This window comes from Flavobacterium sp. 38 (genome assembly GCF_057799715.1).
Genome location: NZ_JBYNWZ010000013.1, coordinates 66,320 through 91,899, shown reverse-complemented (window position 1 = coordinate 91,899; position 25,580 = coordinate 66,320). Strand labels below are relative to the sequence as shown.

Sequence of the window (25,580 nt, the reverse complement as noted above, 5' to 3'; positions counted from 1 at the left end):
TTTTTAGTTTGTTCCGTTTTTCTAAAAACAATATTTCTCAGAAAAGTTATTGCCAATAGATTTAATCGGCTTTTTGGGATACTGATTATTTGGAATGTCAAAAAGAAGAAAAAAGTAGTAAGCATTGGTTTTAAGGGTACAAAGCTTAAAAAAACAAAAACAAATGGGCGCAGTAATTACAGCTATAGGTGGTTTCGTACCATCATCAATCTTGACCAACAAAAAGATTTCAGAAACGGTTGATACATCGGAGGAATGGATCATTAAGAGAACTGGAATTAGAGAACGAAGAATCGCAGATGACGATACGGCAACATCTGATCTTGCCGCAGCTGCGATTGAAAATCTTATCGAAAATTATAATGTAGATCGTGGCGAAATCGAAGCTTTGCTTGTAGCAACAGCAACTCCAGATCACATTTTAGCGCCAACAGCAAGTATTGTCTGCGATAAAAGCGGACTTACAAATGCTTTTGGAATTGACATGAATGCAGCTTGCAGCGGATTTTTATATGCGTTGGAAATGGGTGCAAACATGATCGAAAGTGGACGTTATAAAAAATTAATTATCGTTGGAGCAGATAAAATGAGTTCTATCGTAGATTATGAAGATCGTAATACTTGCATTCTTTTCGGAGATGGAGCAGGGGCGGTTTTGTTAGAAAAAACAGAATCGGATTACGGTTTAATGAAAACGATTCTGAAAACTGACGGAAGCGGTGTTTCTTCTCTAGCTGTGCCAGCGGGAGGTTCTAGAAACCCTACGTCTATGCAGAGTCTTTTGCACAGAACACATTATTTAAAACAAGACGGAGCGTTTGTATTTAAAAGAGCCGTTGCTGCAATGAGCCAGGTTTCGCAAGATGCTTTGGTGAAAAATGATATAGAAGCAAGCGAAATTGACTGGGTTGTGCCACATCAGGCTAACTTAAGAATTATTAACGCTGTAGGCGAAAGTTTAAATATTGATTCTGATAAAGTTAAAGTAAATATTGACCGTTACGGAAATACAACTTCTGCAACTGTTCCGTTATGTTTATGGGACTTTGCAGCCGATTTCAAAGAAGGTCAGAATGTATTGATTACAACTTTTGGTGCAGGATTTTCTTGGGGCGCAACGTGCTTGAAATGGGGCGTGATGCGTGAGAAAAAAACAGTTGAAAAAAATGTGGTAAAAGCTGAAGCAGAAAATGTTTTGGTAGCACATTAATTTTCAAAAAATAAAAAAAGTGAATGGGGTTATTCAACCAAAATAAAAAATCGGGCAAGAATTTTTTCTATAAATATTACAGGGTTATAGTAATTCCAGCCGTTTTTTTGGTTTATCTCTCTTCGTATTATTGGCTAAACCCATATAGAAGTTTTGATGAAAAAGGGTTGCTCGATATCGATCAGACCTTTGATATTTTTATCATTTTAGTGTATTGCGCCATCTTAACAGAGCTTACACTTTTTATAGGCAGAAAACTTAATTATTATATTAGTTGGGAACAAAATCCGGCATTTAGAGCGATAGCACAGTTTATCTGTTTAATTGCCGGAAACAGTCTCTTAAACCTTATTTTTTCTAGTATCTGGGATTATCTGTATCCTTGTACAGCGCTAGAAGAAAACGATTTGGTTACCATTTGGCAGTCAAAAATTATGGCTGCGATTATTTCGCTTTTAATGAGCGCCATTCATACTGGAATATTTTTATTGAACAGATGGCGAATTAATGCAGAAGAAACGGCAGAATTAAAAATAAAAGCTTCGGAACTTCAGGAAGCAGTTACACGATCAAAATTAGAATCGCTAAAAATGCAGTTAGATCCGCATTTTGTGTTCAATAATTTCAGTACGCTCACAGAATTGATTTACGAAGACCAGAAAGAAGCAGCTTCGTTTCTAGAAAATATAACGAGAGTATATCGTTATATGATTTCAAATTCTAATAAAGATACGATTACGGTAAAAGAAGAAATCGAATTCTTGAACGCGTATTTTTATTTATTGAAGAAAAGATTGGGAGATAAAATCGATTTGAAAATTGAGATCGATTCTCCTTCGTTAGCACTTCATTTGCCACCATTAACGTTGCAATTATTGGTAGAAAATGCAGTAAAACACAATATGGCAACTTTGGCCAATCCGCTTACGATTTCTGTTTTTTCAGATTCTGGAGATATTATTGTTCGAAATAACTTGCAGCGAACAGCAGGAAAAAGTCTGGTTTCTACCGGAATTGGAAATAAAAACATTGAATTCCGTTATAAAATTTTATCAGAAAGAATGCCGATTTTTAACGAATCAAACGGCTATTATGAAGTGCGTCTGCCATTAATTTAAAAGTTATGAAAATTTTAATTGTAGAAGATGAAAGCATTAACGCCAGTCGATTAAAAAGACTGCTAGAAGAACTAGAACCTGACTGCGAAATCGTCGGGATTATTGATACGGTTGTAGATACAGTCGCTTGGCTGAATTCAAATCCGTGTCCTGATTTAATTACAATGGATATCCGTTTAGCCGACGGACTGAGTTTTGCGATTTTTGATGAAATAAACATCACTTGCCCTGTAATTTTTACTACTGCTTACGACGAATATGCTATTCGCGCTTTCAAAGTAAACAGCATCGATTATTTGATGAAACCCATCGAAAAAACCGAATTGGAATTTGCTCTAACAAAATTCAAATCTTTAAATAAAAACGAAGCCAGCGTTACCAATATTACTGGAATTCTAAAAGAACTTATCCAAAAACCAGTATTCAGAATGCGCTTTTTAGTAACGTATCGCGACGGCTATAAAAGTGTAGATGTTTCAGATATTGACTTTATATACTCTGAATTCAAAACCAGCAACTTATTTCTAAAATCGGGTGTAATTATCTCGATTCCGCAAACCATGGAAGAACTGGAACAAGAACTAGATCCAAATATCTTTTTCCGTGCCAATCGCCAGTTTTTCATTCGTGCAGAAAGCATCAAATCTATTGCGAACTACTTCAACGCAAAACTAAAAATCCAACTAAAACTCGATCCCGAACGCGAGGTAATCATCAGCAGAGAAAAGACGCCTTTTTTCAAGCAGTGGATGGATAGATAGTTTTTTAAAGCTACTAAGGTTCTGAGCTGCTAAGCTGCTAAGTTTTTTTTAGCCACGAATTCACGAATTTTATTTTGCACGCGAAGTTTTTTTGCCACAAATTCCACAAATTTTCGCTAATTTTTTCCTGTATTTACTCTCATTTTTGTCATTTCGACGGAGGAGAAATCTCCACAAGTAGCTCCGCAATCTATAGCCAATCTTTGTATATTTTTTTCTGCCACGAATTTCACAAATTGCACTAATTTTTATACTGAGGATATATTTCTCGAATTTTTTATTTTGAAATCATTTGCCACTCTCGATAGCTATCGGGATAAAGGATTAAAAAGGATTTTATTATGATCTCATTTTTTGTCATCCTGAGCGGAGTCGAAGGACACGCAAGTAGCTCCGCAATACATTTCGCTAATCTTTGTAGAGTTTCGAGCGTGTCCTTCGACTCCGCTCAGGAAGACAAACGTTGTGTTTACCATTCTAAGTGATAAAAATTCGAGAAATTATTCGTCATCAATTTAACGCAAAGCATTAATTAGCGAAAATTCGTGAATTGCTCCGCCTGTCACTATCGTTCGAGTCGTGGCGAAAAAAACTTCGCGACTTTGCGAGATTTAATCAGCAATCTAAAAATTAATGTAATTCGAGAAATTATTCGTCATCAATTTAACGCAAAGCATTATTAGCGAAAATTCGTGAATTCGTGGCGAAAAAACTTCGCGACTTTGCGTCTTCGTGGCAAAAACAAAAAGAAAACCTTCGCGTCTTAGCGCCTTCGTGGCATAACAAACCCCGTCCGTTTCAGTATCAAAAAATGTCGTTTGGGTAACTTTCTTCCCTAAAAAAGTCCTTTTCTGCTGTTATTTTGCGCCCAAATTTGAGGTAATTCATTTAAAAATGAAAAGTAAAATGACAAAACAATTTTTTAGAAATAATAAAGCAATTGGCAGAATTGCAATTTTATTGATCACAATTTCTCTTTCTTCATGCGGAAAAAGTGGAGAAGGACAAATGGCTCCTCCAAAGCCAGAAGTGGACTTCTTGCAGACGAGTTCTGTAACGGGAGAAGTAGAAAAAAAATATCCAGGAACAGTAGAAGGTACCGTAAATGTTGATATAAAAGCGCAAGTTTCAGGTTATCTGGAAGCTATTTATGTAAAAGAAGGAGATTATGTAACGAAAGGACAATCCCTTTTTAAAATTAAAGGCGATGTTTACGCCGAACAAGTAAACAACAGCCGTGCAGCTTACAAAAGCGCTTTGGCGAATCAGGCGAATGCTAAATTGGAAGTTGAGAAAATCAAACCTTTGGTTGAAGGAAAAGTATTTTCAGACATGCAGTTAAAAACCGCACAAGCCAATTACGAAGCAGCAACTGCACAAGTAGCACAGGCTAAAGCCGCTTTGGGATCATCTCAGATTAATGCCGATTTCTCTTTGATTAAAGCTCCTGTAAGCGGCTATATTAGCCGTATTCCAAATCGTGTTGGGAATTTAGTAACGCCAGCAGATACAGTTCCGCTAACTGTTTTATCTGAAATCAATAATGTGTTTGTTTATTTTTCTCTAACAGAAGCAGACTATCTAGCTTTTTCTAAAGATGCCAAAAACAATCAGACCGTAAGTTTAATTATGGCCGATGACAGCGAATATGAGCACAAAGGAAAACTAGAAGTTGCGAGTGGAAACATTGATCGCGCGACAGGAACAATTGCTTTAAAAGCCATTTTCCCAAATCCGAAGAAGCAATTGCGTGCGGGAGGTTCTGCAAGAATTGTATTGAATAAAAGTTTATCATCTGTTATTACCGTTCCGATGGCGAGTGTAAAAGATATTCAGGATAAATTCTTTGTCTTTGTTTTAAAAAGCGGCAACAAAGTCGCTATGGTTCCAATCGAAATCGCAGGTAGCGCTGGAGTAGATTATTTTGTAAAATCTGGACTAAAAGCTGGTGATAAAGTAGCGCTGAATTCTATCGATGTGCTATTTGACGGAATGGAAGTCGTTCCAAAAACCGCTGCTAAAAACGCAAGCAGTAAATAATTTTTCATTTAATAAAATAACATTTCCATGTTAAAGAAAATAATAGACAGGCCAGTATTGGCCACAGTTATCTCTATTGTACTGGTGATACTGGGGATTATAGGTCTTACCCGATTATCTGTAACGCGATTCCCAGATATTTCGCCGCCAACAGTTATGGTAAGCGGTTCGTACCCTGGAGGAAATAGTGAAACCGTAATTCGTTCGGTAGTAACGCCTTTAGAAGAACAGATTAACGGTGTGGAGAACATGCAGTACATCAAATCGACTGCGAGTAATGACGGAACATTTTCGATCAACGTCATTTTTAAACAAGGAGTAGATCCCGATCAGGCTGCGGTAAACGTTCAAAACAGAGTACAGCAAGCAACTCCAAAACTGCCTCAAGAAGTAATCCGTATGGGATTAACGACTTCGAAGCAGCAAAACAGTATGATCGTTATCTTCAACTTATATACAGATGATAACAGCAAATACGATGAGTTGTTCTTGCAGAATTATGCGAATATCAACTTAGTGCCTCAAATGAAACGTGTTCCTGGTGTTGGACAAGTTCAGATTTTCGGGCAGAAAGATTATTCGATGCGTATTTGGTTAGATCCGCGAAAAATGGCCAATGCAGGTTTAGTACCTTCAGATGTTACTCAAGCTATTGCAGAACAGAGTTTGGAATCGGCTCCAGGGAAACTGGGAGAAGAATCTACTGCAGCTTTAGAATATGTAATTCGTTACAAAGGAAAAAAGAACAAACCAGAGCAATATGAAAATATTGTCGTTAAAAATGTTGGGAGCAATGTTCTAAGATTGAAAGACGTTGCACGAGTAGAATTTGGTTCTATTTCGTATAGTGGAGATAACAAATCGAATAGTAAAAATGCCGTTACTATGGCTATTTTACAAACTTCGGGTTCGAACGCTAACGACATCGAAATCGGAATTAATAAAGAAGTAGAACGATTGTCTAAATCTTTTCCTCCAGGTATAAAATACGTAAACGTAATGAGTACCAAAGAAAGACTAGACGAAGCGACTGGACAAGTAAAATCGACTTTGTTTGAAGCTTTTATTCTGGTATTTATCGTAGTATTTATTTTCCTTCAGGACATTCGCTCGACGATTATTCCGGCTATTGCGGTTCCAGTTGCGATTGTAGGAACGTTTTTCTTCCTTTTGGTTTTCGGATTTACGATTAATATCCTAACGCTTTTTGCTTTGGTATTAGCGATCGGAATTGTCGTCGATGATGCAATTGTGGTCGTCGAAGCCGTTCACAGTAAAATGGAAGAAGATTCAGAAATTTCTGCAAAAGATGCGACACACGGCGCGATGGCAGAAATTACAGGAGCGGTAATTTCGATTACTTTAGTCATGTCAGCGGTATTTATTCCGATCGGATTCATGACGGGATCTTCAGGGATTTTCTATAAACAATTTGCTTATACATTGGCCATTGCGATTATCATTTCGGCTGTAAATGCCTTGACGCTTACGCCTGCATTATGTGCGCTTTTGCTAAAGAATCACGGTGCTAAACATGGAGATCACGAACATAAAACGAGTTTTAAAGACCGTTTCTTTGTGGGTTTTAATAGCAGTTTCGACAACTTAACAGGAAGATATATCAAAGGCGTTCGTTTCTTAATTGGAAGAAAATGGATTGCTGCTGGATTAGTTGCAGGAATTACAGCCATTGCAGTTTATATGATGATGTCGACTCCAAAAAGTTTCGTGCCTCTAGAAGATGACGGTTTCATGGTGTACAGTTTGTCAATGCCGCCAGGAACAGCTCTTGATCGAACTACTGCTGTAATTTCGAAATTAGAAAAAGAATTGGCTCCAATAGAAGCTATTGATGTGAATACAAGTATTACAGGATTCAACATCTTGAGTAACAGTGCAAGTCCAGCTTACGGATTAGGGTTTATAAAACTGAAACCGAAGAAGGACAGAGGAGCTGTGAAGGATATTGAAGAAATCATGAATATCGTAAACGGTAAACTGGCTAAGATTAAAGAAGGCCAGATTATGGTTTTCAGAATGCCTCCAGTTGAAGGATTCGGAGTAACGAGTGGTGCCGAAATTGTATTGCAAGACAGAATGGCGAGAAGCCCAGAAACGCTAAAAGCAATGTCTGATAAAGTAATTGGTCAGATTATGCAGCAGCCTGGAGTACAATATGCCTACACGACTTTTAGAGCTGATTATCCACAATTGGAATTGGAAGTTGACGAAGATAAAGCGCGTCAAATGGGTGTAAATATCAAAGAACTTTTAGGGAATATCCAGACGTATTTTGCGGGAGATCAATCAGCTGACTTTTCAAGATTTGGTAAGTTTTACCGAGTAAACGTAAAAGCGGATGGAATTTTTAGAATGGATGAAGATGCATTTAACGAGATTTTCGTGCGAAATGCCGATATGCAGATGGTTCCAGTAAAATCGATTGTGAAATTCCATAAGGTTTACGGTCCAGAATCTGTAAATCGTTATAACCTTTATAATTCGGTAAGTATTACAGCGATGGCGAAGCCAGGTTACAGTAACGGTCAGATTATGGATAATCTGGAGCAAGTTTTAGATAAACTTCCGTCTGATTACAGTTACGAATGGACTGGTTTAAGTTTAGAAGAAAAAGCAGGAGGAAGCCAAACCGTTGCCATTTTCGGATTGTGTTTATTGTTTGTATTCTTCTTATTGGCAGCACAATACGAAAGTTATTTATTGCCGCTTGCCGTATTGCTTTCTATTCCGACAGGAATCTTAGGAGCTTTCGCAGGAATCAAAGCAGTTGGTTTAGACAACAACATTTACGTTCAGGTTGGATTAATCATGCTGGTCGGACTTTTAGCTAAAAATGCCATTTTGATTGTAGAATTTGCTTTGCAGAGACGTCTTGCTGGATTAAGCATAATCGATGCTGCAATTGAGGGATCAAGATCAAGGTTGCGACCAATTATCATGACTTCGCTGGCTTTTATTGTAGGTATGATTCCGCTGATGTTTGCTTCTGGAGGAACAGCTGTTGGAAACCGATCTATCAGTGTGAGCGCCGCAGTAGGAATGTTTAGCGGTGTTATTCTAGGAATTTTCGTGATTCCGTTGCTTTTCATCGTATTCCAATATTTACAAGAAAAAGTATCCAGAAAAAAGATCGCAACTCAAGTTCAAACGATAAAAGAATAAGAATGAAAAGTATATATAAAATCGGAATGGTTTTACTTACGGGCGCGATTATGACATCGTGCGTGGTAGGGAAAAAATATTCTCGTGAAGATTTAAATGCTCCAGAAAAATACCGCGAAGAAGTCGCGGTTACTGGAGACACGGTTTTGCTTCCGTGGAAAAACTATTACAAAGATCCTTTGCTGGTTGCTTTGATAGAAAAAGCTTTAGTCAAAAACAATGAAGTGATCATTGCCATGAAAAGCATGGAACAGCTCGATCTCAGCTATAAACAAGCCAAATTATCGTTATTACCCACACTAGATTTCGATGCTGGAGCGAGCCGTTCTTATCCCTCTAAAAATTCCCTAAACGGATCTTTGAGCCAGCAGTTTATTGGTAAAGATTATATGGATGATTACAGTGCCAATCTTCGACTTTCTTGGGAGGTTGACATTTGGGGAAAAGCAGCGATGCAGAAAAGAGATGCTAAAGCAACTTATTTTGCTCAAAAAGAGAATCTTTCAGCCTTAAAAACCCGAATTATTGTGCAAGTGGCGCAAGCCTATTACAATCTTTTAGGTTTAGACGAACAGCTGAAAATAGCTGAGAAAAACATCGAATTGAGTACGAATACTTTGAGTATGATGCAATTGCAATACAATTCGGGTTCGATTAGTTCTTTGGCTGTAAACCAGACAGAAGCGCAGAAAAAAACGGCTGAATTGCTAGTGCCTTTAGCGAAAGCGAATATTGCAGTCCAAGAAAATGCTTTGCAGATTTTATGCGGAGAATATCCAGATAAGATTGAAAGAGCAGGAAATATAGATGCTGCAGAAGTTGCTGTTGTTTTCCCATCTGGAATTCCGGTTTCACTTTTAAGCCGCAGACCAGATGTAAAAGCTAGCGAATATGCGGTTATGTCTGCTGCTGCTAAAACGGGATTGGCAAAAGCAACTATGTATCCGACTTTAAGTTTGAGTCCGTCAATTGGGGTGAACTCTTTTGAATTTGATAATTGGTTTGATTTTCCAGGTTCTTTGACTAAAACTATTGCAGCCAATTTAGCGCAGCCGATTTTTAGAAAAAAAGCGTTGCGAACTGCTTATGAAGTTGCTGTTTTAGAACAGGAAAAAGCGGCTGTACAGTTTAAACAGTCTTTTATAGTTGCAGTTGGAGAAGTAAACGATGCCATGTCTCGATTAAAATATGCTGACGAACGTATCATTTTAGCAAAAGATAAAGCAGCATCGTTAGACAAAGCCACTTCTGATGCTGGTTTGCTTTACAAGAGCGGAATGGCAAATTATTTGGAAGTAATTGCGGCTCAGAACAGTTCGCTGCAAAACGAATTGGATCTGGTAACCATAAAACTCGAAAAACTGAATGCAGCAATTAACCTGTACCGTGCTTTAGGAGGCGGAGTAGAGTAGTTCTTTATTTTTTTTACAATTCACCGTTTCTGTAAGCAATTATGGAGATGGTGAATTTTCTTTTGATTTGAATTTACTGATTTATGGACAAAATTATTTTTACCCGATCAGAACTTTATACCTTGGTTTGGAAATTTCCAATTCCGCAGATTGCCAAACATTACGAAGTTTCCAGTATGGGAATCAAAAATGCTTGCGAAAAAATGAATATTCCGCTTCCTAAAAGCCGACATTGGATTGCTCCAGCTTATAAAAGAAAAAGTATTCCTCGACTTCCTTCAGATTTTAAAGGGAATCCTGAAACTGCTATTTTGAAAAAAACCTACGAAATGCAGCTTCGAGTTCCGGCTCAATCTACACCTTTATTAGATTTGGCACAAAAGATAAAAAACGATACTAACGCGCCTTTAGTTGTTAGCGAAAAGCTTGAAAATCCGTGTGCAATTATTGCGGCAACACAGAAATATTGGGAAAGCAAAATTTCTAATGCAAATATGGAAGAAGACAAATTTCAGATTTTGGATTTAAATGTTTCTAAAGAAAACGTAGATCGTGCTTTGCGGTTTATGAATGCTTTTATTCAGCTGAGTCAATATCGCGGACATGAATTTAAAAAAGGACTCGACGGTTTAGATACGGTTATTTGTAAAAACGGAATCGAAATCAAAGTTGATTTGAGAGAAGCACAGAAACGACTAACCAAAAATGGTTTAAGAGAAACTTATGGCTACGTTTTTACAGGCGATTTTATTTTTAGAATTTCAAGCGGAGCTAATAAAAAAGAATGGCGTGACGGAAAGATTATTCTAGAAAATAATCTCGCCTTAATCATGGCGAAAATAGAATTAATGGCAGCAGAAGATTAATTCGTGAATGAAATTATTAATAGAAGCCGTAATAGGATAATCCACAAAAAAACAAATTATAAATTAAAATTTTGGGTTCATTATAACGAATCCGAAGGATTCAAATGTCTATAGTGTATAATTTGAAGTTTGCTATAAAGAATCCGAAGGATTCAAATGTTTATAGCACATAATTCTTGCCGCCGATATGTGACCCCGAAGGGGTCATACCCACGCTCTAGAATGAAATTCTATAAACATTTGAATCCTTCGGATTCTTTACTTTAAAAAAACTTTTGGATCATTCTTTAATTTCATTAGACATTAGCAAACTATGTGAAAGAAATATTTTCTCTTTAACATCCTCAGATAGGCATAAAATCTATGTTTCTATGTGTTTAAATTTCTATCGAAAGTCTTTTTTAAAGGTTAACTGAAAACTTACGCCATTTTGGTTTGTAATAGACAAATCTCCTTCAAGCGTGTTGCTTAAACCGTTTATCAGCGTCATTCCGAACGACTCGCTATTTTGCAATGATTCAATATCCTGTATTCCAATTCCGTTATCAGAAATATGAAGCCTGTAATAGTCTTCTGAAATCTCCGTTAACGCTAGACTGATTCTGCAGTTTTCAACATCTTTAAAAGCGTATTTTATCGAATTGGTAATGACTTCGTTAATAATTAACCCAATGGCAATTGCCTGAGAAATATCCAATTCAATAGGGTCAATTTTAACTTCGAAATGAATATATTCTGCGTTAAAAGATTCTTTGAGATAATCAACCAATTCATTGCAATATTCTGGCATATCGATCATCGAAACATTATCTTCCCGATACAATCTCTGATGAATTAACGACATCGCATAAATTCTATTTTGGCTGTTTTTGATGGTAGAAATCGCCAAATCATCTTTTAAATAAGACGACTGCGAATTAAGCAGACTAATTACAGTTTGAAGATTGTTTTTTACTCGATGGTGAATTTCTTTCAAAAGCCATTCTTTTTCCTCCACCAAGCGCTCCAATTTAATATTTTTCAGCTTGATTTCTTTTTCTTTTACTTGCAAACGGCTCGTATTGCGCTGTTTTATTTTAGCTCTGTTGTATAATAAAATAATGATAATCAGCAGTAAAAATAAACTGCTGACAGAAATCGTATTAAGAAGTCTGGACGATTGCAATTGACTTTTCTGAAGATTTGTCTGCTGTTTTAAAGATTTAATGTTTTGTATTTTGGCAGACGTTTCAAACTTAAATTTTAAATTTTCATAATCCCGATGCTTGGCAATATCATCAATCGAATCCTGAATTCGAGTATAATTTTTCATGTGATCGATCGCAGAAAGATAATTTCCGTTGATCGAATCAATTTTAAATAAAGAAAGCTCCAATAGCTGCGGATTAAATCCTTCTGTTTTTGGTGTCGTAATAGAGAGAATTCGATCTGTAATCTCTTTTGCCTTTTGTGGCTTATTGATTTTAAGGTAAAATAAAGCCATGATCGAAGAACAAGTTGCGACATCTTTGACAGCTTCTTTGTTTTTCAATTTCTTGGCATAAAAATCGAGTTTTTCATAACTAGCTTCAGCTTCTTTCAGTCTTCCTAATTCTTCATAACAGCGCCCTTTAAGCTGGTATAAAATCATGTTGTCAAGGTCATTTTTCGGCGGATATTTTTTGGAATTTGTTTCCAGATATTTTAAAGCTTCGCCATATTTCGAATTGTCCATAAACGATCGTAAAGCTCCAAAAAAGCTTTTGTACCAAGTTCCCGCGTTTAATTCTCTCTGGTTGTACTCAATTCCTTTCTGATAAAATTTAAGCGCATCTTCATAGTAGCCCGTGCTAGTATAAATGTTGCCTAAACGTATATAGAAACTGTCTGCAAAAGCGTAGTCTTTTGTTTTTTCCATTGAGCTAACGCTTTTCAAAGCATAATACAGCGAATTTCGTAAATTGTTATTCAGCAATTCGATATACGAAATGGTAGTCTCCGTATATTGCGTATGTAGAAAACCTATTTTTTTCTGAAGATTAAGACTAGTAAGGAGCTCTTTTTTGGCCAATTCCATTTTTCCAGTCCAAAAATGCACCGGAATTATTTTCATTAAGGTTTCAATTTCCTTTTCTTTATTTTCTGTTTTTTTGTAAATCTCACGAGCTTCGGCTAAAACAACTGCTTTTTCAGGATTATCATCTGGCATGTAAGTGCCTTGGTTGTCAATAGCTTCGGCTAATAATTGGTCGTTTTTTGTTTTTCTTGCCACGTTGACCAGCTGCGAAAAAATGGTACTGCTTAGTTGCTTGTTTCCTGCTTGATAATAGTATTTAGCAAGGAGAAATTGAGATTGAAAGATCCATTTTTGAATGTGTGTTTTTTCTGCTAGTTTTTGAGCCTTATGAATATACAAAAGCGCATTTTTCAAATCATTTTTTTTAGCGCCAGTTTTAAACAGATAAAAACTCCCAATCTGCAATGCCAGCTTGATTTGATTAATAGCATTCAGTCTTGGCAAAAGCATTTCTGCACCGCGAACATAATTGTTAGTGATTAAATTATTTCCAGGAAAATCAGATCCGTCATTAAAACCTTCATCATTGGCAAGCGTGTAGGGCAAATTATGCGATTTGCAAGCCAAAATCATGGCGCTGTCAATATCTATAGAACCTTGGTTTACATTACGAAGATAAATCGCAACATTATGAAGCATCAATCTATCTTTCTGAAGCTTAAGTTTATCGGTTTTGTTTTGGCAAAAAGAGGGTGTGGTAAAGAAAGTTAGTAAAAGTAAGAAAATTACTTTTTTCATGTTTAGGAGTGTTTGGAAACGTAAAACTAAGCGTTTTAAAAGTGTTTAGAAAACATTTTTAGCCATATTTTTTGCTTGAAAAAAGAATTTTATGTGATGAAACAATATCAAAAAAAGCTGTCTAAAATCTAGACAGCTTTTTTAAAATGTGATGTATTCGCGATAAGTGAATTTCAGTTTTTTATTGCTCTGAAATTTCTTTTAATTTGTCCATAGCTTTTGGATACGTACTGTTGAAATAATCCAAATATTCATCAATAGTATCCATTTCGACAGTTACAGTTGTAACACCGTTATTTTCCTCAAAAGTATAATTTTCATGTCCGCCGGCCCATTTTTCAACTTGTTCGCCAGTGGTTACTTCGGTATCTCCATCCAAAAAACCGTAATGACGAATGGAAACGAAGTTAGCAGGTTTATTTTCCTCAATTTCCGAAACCATTCCGGCTTTTTTACCGTTTTCATCTGTTCCAACAAAACGGATTTTACTTCCTTTGTCCCAACTGCCTTCATAAGTAGAAGTAGGATTAAAAGTTTTAACCCAATATTCGTAAGTGGCTTTGTCCTTTAAGCCGAGCATCGTTTCATATACCTTTTGAGCAGATGCATTTATTTCTTTTTTAAATTGTAATTTTTGCATGGCTTCTTTGTTTTTTTATATGCTTAAAAGTTACATATTATTTTGATTATAAATGCTAAAATGCTTTGATAATTAATTGTTTATGTGAATGTGCCGACAATCGATAGCGCGGATTTGCAATCCGTGCCCGCAACAATAAGACACAATACAAAATGGGCACGGATTACAAATCCGCGCTATCGGGTATTTTACTATTACGTTGCTCCTCAAGCATTTTCATACTTAATAAATTGTCTAATGTTGAAGTATTGATATAACATGTCTTCCAAAATGATTAATTTGTCAATGATGTCAAACTGCTCAATGATTGAAGTGATGTTCGTTTCAGGATCAACAATAGACACTCGCCTAATTGATGCTTCCAAAATTTCTAAAAATTCGGGAGAGTTATTTTCTAATCCGAATAGTTTTGGTAATAAGTTATAATTGAAATCAACTATGCTTTTTGATTCTCTTCCATTTTGATTGAAAACTTCTTGAATGAAGTAATAGAATGTTTTTGCTTTAGAATTTTCAAGATTAATTGGGACACTATGAAATCCAATTTTGTTGTCTCTGCTATATGAATAATGATGGTTTGGATTTGTATCATTAACTAAAGCATGCGGGGGAATTGTAATTGATTTTTTGAACAGAAGAAAGTTCCTAACAACGATACTACCATGCATGGGATGATAGAAAGAAATGTCGTCATAATGAATAGGTAGAAATTCTTTGGCTTGCGATTTGAGTCTTGAAAGTTCACCACTTTTATAAAACATTGGAGCAACATAAACAGCTTTGCTCTGTTGAGATAATTCAAACATTGCATTATGTTGTCCGAACTTATCGTTCTTGCGTAATAGCTCAAATGCAAAGAAACCTTTGTCAACTGGTAATGAAACACTTTTACGATCAGTTGTTAATTTTCCACTGAAATGGGGTGAATAAAAGTCAGAGCGCTTAAACTGAATATAAAAAGGAACAATCGTGTTCAATATCCCATCATAGCCCAATTCGTTTTCGTCTGCTTGTGAAATTCTTCTTATTTCAATATTTTTGTCACGAAAGTAGATTGACCTATTTAAAGAGGTTTCAATTGCAGAAATAAAATCTTCCTCGATAAAATCGGGAGTTGTTCTCTCTCCATTTTTTTTGAGTATACTCATTTTTGTTAGTCCGTTTAATTTTTACAGATTGACCAAGCCATTCTTCGAATTTGTAAAATCATTCAAATAGAAAACGATCTTTCTATAATAAGCCAATTTTTAAATCCGCTGTATAGAAGTTAACATTTATTTTATAATTTTAATTTCAAATTGGTCTAAAGGATGATTGCATGAAATGAGGTAAACAGCAAGTAAACCAAAAAAACCAATTATTATCCAATGAAGCCACTTATAAAGATACTGTCTTTTTAATGAGAATTCCCATTCAAGGATTTCAATTTTTGGTTCAGGCTTTACAACAGCTGAATTTAATTGTTTTAAATCTTCAAACTTTTCTCTTGCGGCTTTTGCCCTATTTTGATGCATTTCAATAAACGGCATTGTACTTTTTGCAAATTGAATTGCAATAAGATTGATTATAGCCATAAAAAGAAAAGTTCCAATTGCTAACCATGCATCAAAATCTTTAGCATTTGTAACAGCTAAAATAAAAACACCAGAACTGATTGTTAAAACATAATTACTGAAATTCTCACGTTTTGTTTCTAAATGATCGATTCTATCATATTGTAATTGATAATACATTCGAAAGTTTTCTGGATCTAAGCCGTTATTCATATATGAGTTTTTAATAGTTAGAGTATAAAACCAAAATTTAGTGATTTGTGAGTAAATATAAGTTGCTTTTATCATATATCAAAAGTCAAGTTCAATTCCCCAAACAAAAAAAGCCATCCCAATCAGGACAGCTTTTTCAAAATAGTTGTGTTGTTCGGGATAACCCCAGTTTAGAAATTAATTAATTTTAACCAAATGTTTTTCAATAGCTTCTCTTTGAGATTCGTATTGTGCTGGAAGTTTTAGGTTTTGACCTAATTCTTCTAAGCTTTCGTCTACAGTAAATCCAGGATTATCTGTTGCGATTTCGAATAAAACGCCTCCTGGTTCTCTGAAATATAGAGAATGGAAATACTGTCTGTCAATTTGCGGAGTAATCTGTAATCCGTATTCTTCGATTTTTTCTCTAAATTTCATTAAAACTTCGTCATTCGGTACGCGGAAAGCAACGTGGTGAACAGTTCCGTTAGCATTTAAACCGCGTTTTTCTTCAGGTAATTCTACCAAGTCAACAATTGCAGCATTTTCTACAGCATCTGTTGCATAGCGGTAACGGTTTACATCCTGATCGATCAGTTTATAACCAAATATTTCAGTTAAGATTGCAGCAGTTGGTTTAACGTCGTTTAAAGTCAAAGTAATGTTGTGAAAACCTTTTGTAGCCACATCTGCTTTTACTTCATCAGTTTCCCAACCTTTTCTGTTATCGTCTGTTTTAGATTCGATTAACTCCAATTTTAATCCGTCTGGATCTAAGAAAGTCAAATATTTTTCTCCAAACTTTTCAGCTGGTTTATTGTAAATTACATTATACTGTTCAAAACGTTTTTGCCAGAAATCTAAGCTTCCTTTTGGAACAGAATATCCAATTTCAGTTGCCATTCCAGAACCTTTTCTTCCTTGCTGGATTCCTGCTCCCCAAGGGAAAAAAGTTAGAATTGTTCCTGCGCTTCCTACTTCGTCACCAAAGTAAAAATGGTAGGTTCCCGGATCGTCAAAGTTTACTGTTTTTTTGATAAATCTTAATCCTAAAACTTTTGAATAAAAGTCAAAATTGCGTTTAGCGTCACCTGCGATTGCAGTAATATGGTGTAAGCCTAAAATTTTATTTTCCATGGTATTTGTTATATTAAATTGTTATTGATTTTCTTTTACAAATTTACGGCGGTTATGCATCTGGATCGATTAACCTAGATTAAGAAATGAAAAGGCATTCTTTTTTGAAATGGCAATAACCAACCAAATAACATTCCGATTTTTAAAAGGCTTTGAAAAACAAGGCTTTTGGAGAAATTTCAAATTTTAGAATATACGATATATCGTAATTTTATGATTTGAGAATGGCATATTTAGAAAATGTTAGTTGTAGCGATGATTTTAACACATAGAAACATAGCTATTGTAAAATGTAAAAAGGCGTTTCACTTATTTAAATGCACATAGCAAACTATGTGTGAGAAATGAATTTCTCTTTTGAATTCTCAGATAGGCAAAAAAATCTATGTTTCTATGTGTTAAAAACTTCACGCAACCGATTAGCTATTTACTAAAGCCTATTTCTTAAATTTACGCTCTCACCGCCAAAATGCCACAATAAATACCGTTTATGGAAAAGCCTACAGATACAACTGCGATCACACTAAACCGACTGCAGGAAAGAGAAAGAGAACAAATGCTGATTATGGATATTTGTACAGCGCTTTCTCAGGCTTTAAACAAAAACGAATTTGCATCTCTTGTAAACGGAATGCTAAAAGAAAACCTTGAGTTTGATGATTTTGCTATAGCTTCTTCTTATGACAACAATGCCGAATATTTCATTTTTTATTCAACAGATAAAAATGCAGAACTAAAAAGCTATCCTCAAAAGGATGGTTTTTTTGACCGCTGTACAGAATCTGCTGATATTGTTTTTTTTGATTTAAAATCAAATCAGAAAAATCCAGATTACATTCAGAACATTTATAAAAAAGGATTTAAAAACGCGATCGGAATTGAGCTTCCATATATAAAAGGAAATCGAAATGTGCTTTTTCTTTTCTTTAAAAATGTCAAAACTTTTAGCAGAGAATCTCATCGCATTTTGAGAGGAATTGCGATGCAACTTTCTATAACACTTAGAAATATTGCATTGACGCATCAAAATGAAACTGCTCTAGCTGAACTGGAAATCTTGAAAAATAATATTTTAGAAAAAAGAGAAAGAAAAAATACACAGCAAAATCAAGATTTTCATGGAATCGTTGGAAGCAGCAATGCTATGAAAGAAGTTTACGAATTGATTTCGCAAGTGGCTTCTTCCAATTCTACTGTTCTAATTTTAGGCGAAACAGGAACTGGAAAAGAACTCGTAGCGAATGCTATTCACAGTTTGTCTGAGGTTTCAAACCAAAAAATGATTAAAGTAAATTGTGCTTCTATCCCTGAAAGTCTAATCGAAAGTGAATTATTCGGACATGAAAAAGGTGCTTTTACAGGCGCAACAGAACAGCGAATCGGGAAGTTTGAACAAGCAGAAAATAGCACGATTTTTTTGGATGAAATAGGGGAGTTGCCTTTAGAATTGCAGGGAAAACTGCTTCGGGTTTTGCAGGAAAAAGAAATTGAAAGAGTTGGCGGAAATAAAAGCATAAAAGTAAACGCTAGAGTGATCGCCGCAACCAATAAAATTTTAGAGAAAGAAGTTTACGCCGACCGTTTTAGAAGCGATTTGTATTTTAGATTGAATGTTTACCCTATAAAACTTCCTGCTTTACGCGAACGTAAAGACGATATTCCTGTTTTGGGCTATTTTTTCTTAGAAAAACATGCTTCAAAAATGGGCAGAAATGTAAAACGATTTTCTAAAAAAGTACTCAATAGCATGATGGCTAATGTTTGGCCTGGTAATGTGCGCGAACTGGAAAATATGATAGAAAGAAGCATTTTGTTTGCTAAAGAAGAAAAAATCAAAGAAATGATTTTTCCTGAAATTACAATTGCTAGTCCAGATAATTTAGTAAATGAATTTTATACCAAAACGCTTAAAGAAGTCGAAAAAGAACACATTCTAAAAGTCCTAAAAAAATGCAACGGACGAATTTCTGGTCCGCAGGGCGCGGCGGTTTTGCTTGGTTTGCCCTCTACAACATTGACTTCTAGAATGCGAAAGCTGGGAATTAAAAAAGAACACTTTTCGGATTGATTTTTTTGCGAGGAGAAGATTTTTTAACACATAGAAACATAGTTTTGAGAGTTTTAAAAGGCGTTTCACTTGCATAAATGCACATAGCACTGCTTGCCAACTTTGTCAAAGTTTTAAACTTTGACAAAGTTCTCGCAAAGAAATACGCAAACTGCTATGTGTTAGAAACTAGTTTCTTTCTTTATTCTTTTTCAAAAGCAAAGAAAATCTATGTTTCTATGTGTTTAAAACATTTTTCAACTTTGACAAAGTTCGAGCATAAACTATTTTTAAACTAACTTTATAAATATCGATTTTCTCAGTTTAGGTTCAAGATTTTTAGTTTTATGACCTTTTCCAGTAGTATCTTCCACCAATAAAATTGAACCAGTCGGAAAGGTTCTTTTTTCTCCTAACGAAGTTTCGATTTCTACGCCTCCTTCCAGTAAAACAATATATTGGCGGTCTGGCGCATTGTGAAAATCGTAATCATAAGACGGACTTACTTCTCTAAAAACAATAGATTTCACCGGTTCGTCGTCAGATAAAAAACCGATGTCGCCATTGTTTTTCAACGGAACTTCAAAGTCTTCAAAATAACTTTCTCCGTTGGCATCGCTGTAAACACGTGTAATCGTAATCATTATTTTTTATTGAAAATTAAGGCATTAGCACAATTAATTTCATCTTGACTGATGGTATGTCCCATGTTCGGGTAGATTTTTTTTGTAACATCTGCACCCATTTTTTCCATAAGTGTTTCAGTATCATTGACTCTTTCTACAGGAACGTGGAAATCTGGATCACTTGTTCCTATAAAAACAGGCGTGTTTTGGAAATTTCCGGTATAATGATTTTCATATACTTGATCACCAATTAATCCGCCTGTGAAAGCTACGATTCCGCCATATTTTGCAGCATTTCTGGTAGTGAATTCCAAAGCAAGACAAGCCCCTTGAGAAAACCCTAAGAAATAGATGTTTTCTTTTTCAATTCCGTTTTGCTGAATAGCGACCACAACTTGATGAATCGCTTCTAAAGATTTAGAAAACGAAGGTTCATTTTCGTCCAGCGGAGCTAAAAACGAATACGGATACCAAGTTCTGTTTTCTGCCTGTGGCGCCACCAATGCAAAATCATCAACCTTAAGATGTTTCGCAAGCGAAAGTATATCATGAGCGCTAGCACCGCGTCCGTGTATCATAACCAACGCTTTTTTTGCTTCATTTAAAGGAATACCGTCTGTTAAAATTTCTGTATTCATAGTATATTTTTTTTAGTTTTTAGTGAATTTGGTTTTACGCAAATTTTATTCTTTGCGTATAGATTTTGTTTCACGCAGATTTTGATAGATTTTGGCAGATTAAAATAGATTTTATTTTAAGAAATCTGCTAAATCTTTTTTCGATAAAGCAAATCTAAATTATCTGCTAATCCCGATATCTATCGGGAGCGTGAAAAAAAAACTTTGCGTATAGATTTCTTTCACGCAGATTTTAAAAGATTCTAGCAGATTAAAATAGATTTTATTTTAAGAAATCTGCGCAAATCTTTTTCGATAAAGGAAATCTAAATTATCTGCTAATCCCGATATCTATCGGGAGCGTGAAATAAACTTTGCGTATAGATTTGTTTCACGCAGATTTTAAAAGATTCTAGCAGATTAAAATAGATTTTATTTTAGGAAATCTGCTAAAATCTTTTATCGATAAAGGAAATCCAAATTATCTGCTAAAATCTGCGTGAAATAAACTGCCAATCTTTGTCGATTTACTAGTGTGATCCTTCCTTCGTCAGGATGACAAACTATGAAGTTCCTTATTAAAAACTAATTATTTTTTCCAAATATCCTCGTATTCGTCTGGATGTCTTTTAAATTGCGCATGAACATAAGGACAAAGCGGTAAAACCTTCAAATTATTGGCGCGTACATAAGAAACCATTTCTTCTAAAAGTTTTTTAGCATAACCTTTTCCTTCTGCTTCTGGTTCAACGCCAGTGTGATAAACCGTCAATAGATCAGGTTTGATGCTTACCGTCATTTCTCCCAGTTTTTTATCGTCAACATAAAGATTAAAAGCTCCATGTTTTTTCTCGTCTAATTCTAGTTTTATTGTTTCCATTTTTTTGGTTTTAGTTGTTTTATAAGGACAAAGTTCGTTAAGTAGTCGGTTAAGTCCTCTTAATGTAGATTAATTAAAATATTTTCTTTTGGTTGATTTAGCTTGTGCAGAATTTACGCAAAGCTCGCTAAGATTTTTTATTAAAAGCTCAAGCGGAATCTAGATATTAAGTTCGCAAAGCTTTATATTAGGTAAAGCTTTGCGAACTTTTAATCTTAATTAAATCCTTAAAAAAACTTTGCGTTCTTTGCGAAAATCCTTTGCGCACTTTGCGTAAACCTTTGCGTTCCTTGCGGTTAAATCAATAAAGCAATTTAATTATATCCCTGCTTAATTCCTAATTTTTTCATTTTTGAATACAAAGTCTGCGGTTGCATTTTTAAAAGTTCTGCGGCACCGCCATTACCCGAAACTTTGCCGTTGCAGATTTGGAGCGCATTCATAATATGTTCTTTTTCCATTTCTTCCATTGACTTTATTTTGTCTGTGCCAGTTTCTAAAGAGAGAATGGCAACGCTCGACGGCAAGTCAAATTTTTCAATTTCGTTTGTTTTGGCGAGAAGCACATTTCGTTCCATTAAATGTTCTAATTCGCGCACGTTTCCTGGCCAATTGTACTTTTTTAATTGTTCTAAAGCTTTTGCACTTATGCTATTGACATTTTTTCTAGAATTTGCTGCATATTTTTTTAGAAAATAATGAGCTAATATTTCAATATCTTCTTTTCGTTCCCTTAAAGGAGGCAACTGTATCGGAAATACATTTAAACGGTAATACAAATCCAATCTGAAACGACCTTCGGCAACTTCTTTTTCCAGTGATCTGTTGGTGGCGGCTACAATACGAACATTGATTTTTATCGTTTTATTTCCTCCCAAACGCTGAATTTCTTTTTCCTGCAGCACGCGCAATAATTTCACTTGAGAATCGAGTGGCAGTTCGCCAATTTCATCCAGAAAAATTGTTCCATTATTGGCTTGTTCAAACTTTCCGATTCGTAACGCATTGGCACCTGTAAAAGCACCTTTTTCATGTCCGAAAAGTTCCGATTCTATTAAAGATTGCGGTAAAGCAGCGCAGTTTACCACTATAATCGGGTTCGATTTATGCGCTGAAAGTTCATGTATAGCATGTGCGACTCTTTCTTTTCCTGTACCGCTTTCGCCTAAAATAAGCACAGAAGTTTCGGCTGGAGCCACAATTTTTATTTTTTCTATAACATCATTCAAAAGCGTACTCTGACCGATAATTCCTTTGATTTCTTGAGCTTCAGTATGGAATTGGTTTACAGCCAAATCTTCCTTTTCTTGATCGAATCGGTATTTTGCAATGTCAAGCATTACAATAAGATCTTTTTCTCGAAAAGGCTTTACCATAAAACCGTACGGATGTGTTGCTTTTACCGCTTCTAACGTGCTTTGATTGGTATTGGCAGAAATATATAGAAAAGGCAGATTTTTTTCGCGAAGTTCGTTTGCGAGATCAATTCCAGTCAATTCGCCTTTTAATATGATATCCAGTAAAATCCAGTCCGGACTTTTATCTTCGATTAATTTTCTAGCTTGAGCCACAGAAGCAGCAATTCCAACCACTTGATAACCTGCTTTGTGCAGCATGATTTTTAAATCATTTGCAACTATAAATTCATCTTCGACAATTAATATTTTATCCTTCATCTATAATGATGTCATTTAAGAGTTCTCGGCCGTTTCGTCAAACTCGGTTTTTCCTGTAAAGGTAATTGTGATTTTTAATCCATTATCATTTTTCATATTAAAAGTGCCATCAATCTGGTCAGTTAATCCTATTATTAAATTCATGCCGAGTGAATTTCGTTCGATATTTTCAAGCTTTTGAGAAAGCCCAATTCCGTTATCAGAAATCTGAAGCCTGTAATTTTTTTCGCCAATGTTTTGGAAGATAATGCCTATTTTTCCTTTTCGATTTTCAGGAAAAGCATATTTTATGGCATTGCTAACGGCTTCATTTATAATTAAGCCGATTGGAACAGCTTGGGCAACATCGAGATAGGTTTTTTCTACTTCTAAAATAAAATTAATTTTTTGAGCGGTATGAAAACAATCTTTCATACAATTGATTAATTCGTGAATATACCAATCCATATTAATATTCGCCAGATTATCAGACTGATATAATTTCTGATGAATGAGCGACATGGCGTGCATTCTATGTTGGCTGTTTTTGATAGCCATTAATGCATCTTCGTTATGCAAATAAGCCGATTGTGCGTTTAATAAACTAATGACAATCTGAAGGTTATTCTTTACCCGATGATGAATTTCTCTTAAAAGCCATTCTTTTTCGGTCAGCAGTTTTTTGTTGAGTTCGTTTGACTCCAAAATCTGCTGGCGCTGAATGTCTATTTCTTCGTTTTTTTTCTTTTTTAATCTAAAAGCGCTGTACAAAAGCAATAGAAAGAGAAATCCAACTAAAATATTTTGGTACAGCGCTGTTTGTTGAGCATCAATTTCTGAAGTCGTTATTTTTGGAGAAAGCAGATTATGATTTTCTTGACCCATACCCGTATTTCCAAGCAAAAGCAAACCCATTATGCATAAGGCAAGAAAGTGTTTTTTAATGGATAGAATAGGGGTGAAAATCATTTTTTTTAGCTATTATAGTATCATAAATCTGCAATCCAAAATGAGTATTTTTCTAGCTGTCTCGATGGTATAGGTAGCAAATGATCATTGCAACTCCAGGCACGATTAAAGTTCCTAATCCGAAGAACTTTCCGGCAACAGCTCCAAGAAAACATCCTGCCAAAAATCCGATTAAGGTAACCAGCTGTTTCTTAAAACTTAAAAATACTTCAGCATCTTTAAGTCCGTTTTTTAGCAGATTGCCCAGATCTAGAGAAGCCTGAGTTACATTTCCTGTCATCATTGTTGTTGGGCCGTGGGTTTCTTTAGCGTAAAGCTTTCCAAAAGCATTCTGAAGTCCCATGGCAAAAACCGTTGTCATCGCTACTGTATACATTGTCCATTCTTCGAAGTTTTGCAAATAGCCAAAAACATACGATGCAATACCGCTTAAAACCAATAAAACACCTTCCCAAAACAAAATAGTGTAACGATTAGTTGCTTTTTGCGCAATTCTTCCTCCTGTAATTACCGCGATGATAAAAATGGGAAAAGTAAGCAGTTTTACCCACGCATGTATATCTGAACCTTTGACAATTTGATAAGCAAAGACGATAAAGTTACCCGTTACGTGTGCCGAAAATATCGAATCGGCAGCGACAAAAGTGACGGTATCGCAATACCCTGCTATCATAGTTAAAAGCAGGGTTACGTACCAAATATTTTTTTGTTGAATTTCCATAATTTGTTTTTAGTTTAAATGTGCGCGAAGCATCCACGCCATTTTTTCATGATTTTCTACTAATCCTGTAATAAAATCGCTTGTTCCTGCATCTTGCAAGTCATTGGCAATAAGATTAATGTTTTCTCTCAAATAAATAATAATGCTTTCGTGATCTACAAGCAATTCTTTGATAAAACCATTGCTATCGTTTTTCTCTTGCAATTCTTCTGTAAGATGTGTCAAGGCTAGAAAATCTTTTAGCGTTGCTGGCGTATAATGACCTAAAGATCTGATTCTTTCTGCAACAGTATCTACAATCTCGTCAATTGCATCGTATTGCTGTTCAAAGAAAAGGTGTTTGTTATAAAAATCTGGACCTTCAACGTTCCAGTGCGCTCTTTTTGTTTTGGTATAAAGTACAAATTCGTCTGCAAGAACTTTAGCCAAAATAGCTGCGATTTTTGAGATGTTTTCTTGTTTGATTCCGATGTTTGTTTTCATTTTTGATTTAGGTTTAATTATGCTAATTGTGAATAAATGAAACACATAGAAACATAGATTTTCTTTTGATTCTGAAAAAGAAACTAGTTTCTAACACATAGCTCTATGTGTAACTCTTTGCGAGAACTTTGTCAAAGTTTTAAACTTTGACAAAGTTGGCAGAACAGCTCTATGTGTATTTATGCAAGTGAAACCCCTTTTTTACATTCCAAAAGCTATGTTTCTATGTGTTTTAAAAAATTAATTGTTTAATAAGTCTAGTAAATAATAATCTAGAGAATATGTTCCCGCGCCAAGCGCAAGAAGCAATAACAGCGATAAAGTGTACATGTACGGAACGTCGCGCACTTCGAGCGAATCGTTTCTGTGAACCACAAAATACCCAACTGCCGTTACACCGATTGTCGGGAGAACTGCAAGTCTTGTTCCGAGTCCGAGAATAATGAAAAACGGAATTACAGTATCTGAAAATGTTGCCACCAGACCGTTTAGTTTTTCAGGCAGATGCAACGGATTCGGAACGTGTTCTTTCTGTCCGTTTTCGACTCTGAATTTTTTCATTCCGTGGACTCTGAAAAGTTCTACAGCCAGTAGCACTCTAAAAACTAAAAGCGCTGCATTGTTGAATGCTGTTCCTAAATCAGAATGGAGGATTTGTTTTATAATTTCGATCATT

General features: G+C 35.4%; 20 protein-coding genes and 1 pseudogene. 8 read left to right on the top strand and 13 right to left on the bottom strand.

Going from position 1 to position 25,580, the window contains the following annotated elements:
- The first annotated feature begins 163 nt into the window (after positions 1-163).
- From AC3E9W_RS21310 to AC3E9W_RS21280, 7 genes are all read left to right on the top strand, one after another.
- Positions 164-1,210, top strand: a complete 1,047-nt coding sequence (locus AC3E9W_RS21310) for a beta-ketoacyl-ACP synthase III (protein ID WP_488769939.1) — start codon at positions 164-166, stop codon at positions 1,208-1,210.
- Positions 1,211-1,233: 23 nt separating this feature from the next.
- Positions 1,234-2,328 (top strand): sensor histidine kinase, encoded by a 1,095-nt coding sequence (locus tag AC3E9W_RS21305; protein WP_306161253.1) that lies wholly within the window; start codon positions 1,234-1,236, stop codon positions 2,326-2,328.
- Between the two features lie 5 nt (positions 2,329-2,333).
- Complete coding sequence (locus tag AC3E9W_RS21300) at positions 2,334-3,089, top strand: LytR/AlgR family response regulator transcription factor (protein WP_488769938.1); 756 nt, start codon at positions 2,334-2,336, stop codon at positions 3,087-3,089.
- 906 nt (positions 3,090-3,995) lie between these two features.
- On the top strand, positions 3,996-5,129 hold the full coding sequence (locus AC3E9W_RS21295) for an efflux RND transporter periplasmic adaptor subunit (protein ID WP_488769937.1): 1,134 nt from the start codon (positions 3,996-3,998) through the stop codon (positions 5,127-5,129).
- Between the two features lie 27 nt (positions 5,130-5,156).
- Complete coding sequence (locus AC3E9W_RS21290) at positions 5,157-8,312, top strand: efflux RND transporter permease subunit (RefSeq protein WP_488769936.1); 3,156 nt, start codon at positions 5,157-5,159, stop codon at positions 8,310-8,312.
- 2 nt (positions 8,313-8,314) lie between these two features.
- Positions 8,315-9,724 (top strand): efflux transporter outer membrane subunit, encoded by a 1,410-nt coding sequence (locus AC3E9W_RS21285; RefSeq protein ID WP_488769935.1) that lies wholly within the window; start codon positions 8,315-8,317, stop codon positions 9,722-9,724.
- Positions 9,725-9,807: 83 nt separating this feature from the next.
- Complete coding sequence (locus tag AC3E9W_RS21280) at positions 9,808-10,590, top strand: hypothetical protein (RefSeq protein WP_488769934.1); 783 nt, start codon at positions 9,808-9,810, stop codon at positions 10,588-10,590.
- A gap of 385 nt (positions 10,591-10,975) precedes the next feature.
- Here AC3E9W_RS21280 and AC3E9W_RS21275 read toward each other — a convergent pair whose 3' ends face one another.
- The 5 genes from AC3E9W_RS21275 to AC3E9W_RS21255 form a co-directional block, all read right to left on the bottom strand.
- Positions 10,976-13,384, bottom strand: coding sequence for a sensor histidine kinase (locus AC3E9W_RS21275; RefSeq protein ID WP_488769933.1), 2,409 nt, complete (start codon positions 13,382-13,384; stop codon positions 10,976-10,978).
- Positions 13,385-13,565: 181 nt separating this feature from the next.
- Positions 13,566-14,024, bottom strand: coding sequence for an SRPBCC family protein (locus tag AC3E9W_RS21270; RefSeq protein ID WP_488769932.1), 459 nt, complete (start codon positions 14,022-14,024; stop codon positions 13,566-13,568).
- 206 nt (positions 14,025-14,230) lie between these two features.
- A complete protein-coding gene (locus AC3E9W_RS21265) occupies positions 14,231-15,172 on the bottom strand; it encodes a hypothetical protein (protein ID WP_488769931.1) in 942 nt (313 codons plus the stop codon).
- Between the two features lie 126 nt (positions 15,173-15,298).
- The gene (locus AC3E9W_RS21260; protein ID WP_488769930.1) at positions 15,299-15,865 is read right to left on the bottom strand and encodes a hypothetical protein; all 567 of its coding nucleotides are present in this window, start codon (positions 15,863-15,865) and stop codon (positions 15,299-15,301) included.
- Positions 15,866-15,967: 102 nt separating this feature from the next.
- On the bottom strand, positions 15,968-16,906 hold the full coding sequence (locus tag AC3E9W_RS21255; RefSeq protein ID WP_488769929.1) for a ring-cleaving dioxygenase: 939 nt from the start codon (positions 16,904-16,906) through the stop codon (positions 15,968-15,970).
- 490 nt (positions 16,907-17,396) lie between these two features.
- Between AC3E9W_RS21255 and AC3E9W_RS21250 the strand changes: the two genes are divergently transcribed.
- Positions 17,397-18,974: a sigma-54 interaction domain-containing protein gene (locus AC3E9W_RS21250; RefSeq protein ID WP_488769928.1), complete on the top strand. Its 1,578-nt coding sequence runs from the start codon at positions 17,397-17,399 to the stop codon at positions 18,972-18,974.
- Positions 18,975-19,243: 269 nt separating this feature from the next.
- Here the strand turns inward: AC3E9W_RS21250 and AC3E9W_RS21245 are convergent, their stop codons facing one another.
- From AC3E9W_RS21245 to AC3E9W_RS21210, 8 genes and pseudogenes are all read right to left on the bottom strand, one after another.
- Positions 19,244-19,597 (bottom strand): cupin domain-containing protein, encoded by a 354-nt coding sequence (locus tag AC3E9W_RS21245; protein ID WP_488769927.1) that lies wholly within the window; start codon positions 19,595-19,597, stop codon positions 19,244-19,246.
- Positions 19,597-20,217: an alpha/beta hydrolase gene (locus AC3E9W_RS21240; RefSeq protein ID WP_488769926.1), complete on the bottom strand. Its 621-nt coding sequence runs from the start codon at positions 20,215-20,217 to the stop codon at positions 19,597-19,599. The genes AC3E9W_RS21245 and AC3E9W_RS21240 overlap by 1 nt, the downstream gene beginning before the upstream one ends.
- 568 nt (positions 20,218-20,785) lie before the next feature.
- Positions 20,786-21,097 (bottom strand): annotated as a pseudogene (locus AC3E9W_RS21235) (GNAT family N-acetyltransferase); the annotation flags it as partial.
- Between the two features lie 293 nt (positions 21,098-21,390).
- Positions 21,391-22,752 (bottom strand): sigma-54-dependent transcriptional regulator, encoded by a 1,362-nt coding sequence (locus AC3E9W_RS21230; RefSeq protein WP_488769925.1) that lies wholly within the window; start codon positions 22,750-22,752, stop codon positions 21,391-21,393.
- A gap of 15 nt (positions 22,753-22,767) precedes the next feature.
- Positions 22,768-23,700, bottom strand: coding sequence for a sensor histidine kinase (locus tag AC3E9W_RS21225; RefSeq protein WP_488769924.1), 933 nt, complete (start codon positions 23,698-23,700; stop codon positions 22,768-22,770).
- Between the two features lie 52 nt (positions 23,701-23,752).
- Positions 23,753-24,421: a YoaK family protein gene (locus tag AC3E9W_RS21220; protein ID WP_306160929.1), complete on the bottom strand. Its 669-nt coding sequence runs from the start codon at positions 24,419-24,421 to the stop codon at positions 23,753-23,755.
- 9 nt (positions 24,422-24,430) lie between these two features.
- Positions 24,431-24,904, bottom strand: coding sequence for a Dps family protein (locus tag AC3E9W_RS21215; protein ID WP_306160932.1), 474 nt, complete (start codon positions 24,902-24,904; stop codon positions 24,431-24,433).
- 240 nt (positions 24,905-25,144) lie between these two features.
- Positions 25,145-25,579 carry a DoxX family protein gene (locus AC3E9W_RS21210; RefSeq protein WP_488769923.1) on the bottom strand — a complete coding sequence of 145 codons (435 nt, stop codon included), beginning with the start codon at positions 25,577-25,579 and terminating at the stop codon, positions 25,145-25,147.
- Position 25,580 lies beyond the last annotated feature (1 nt).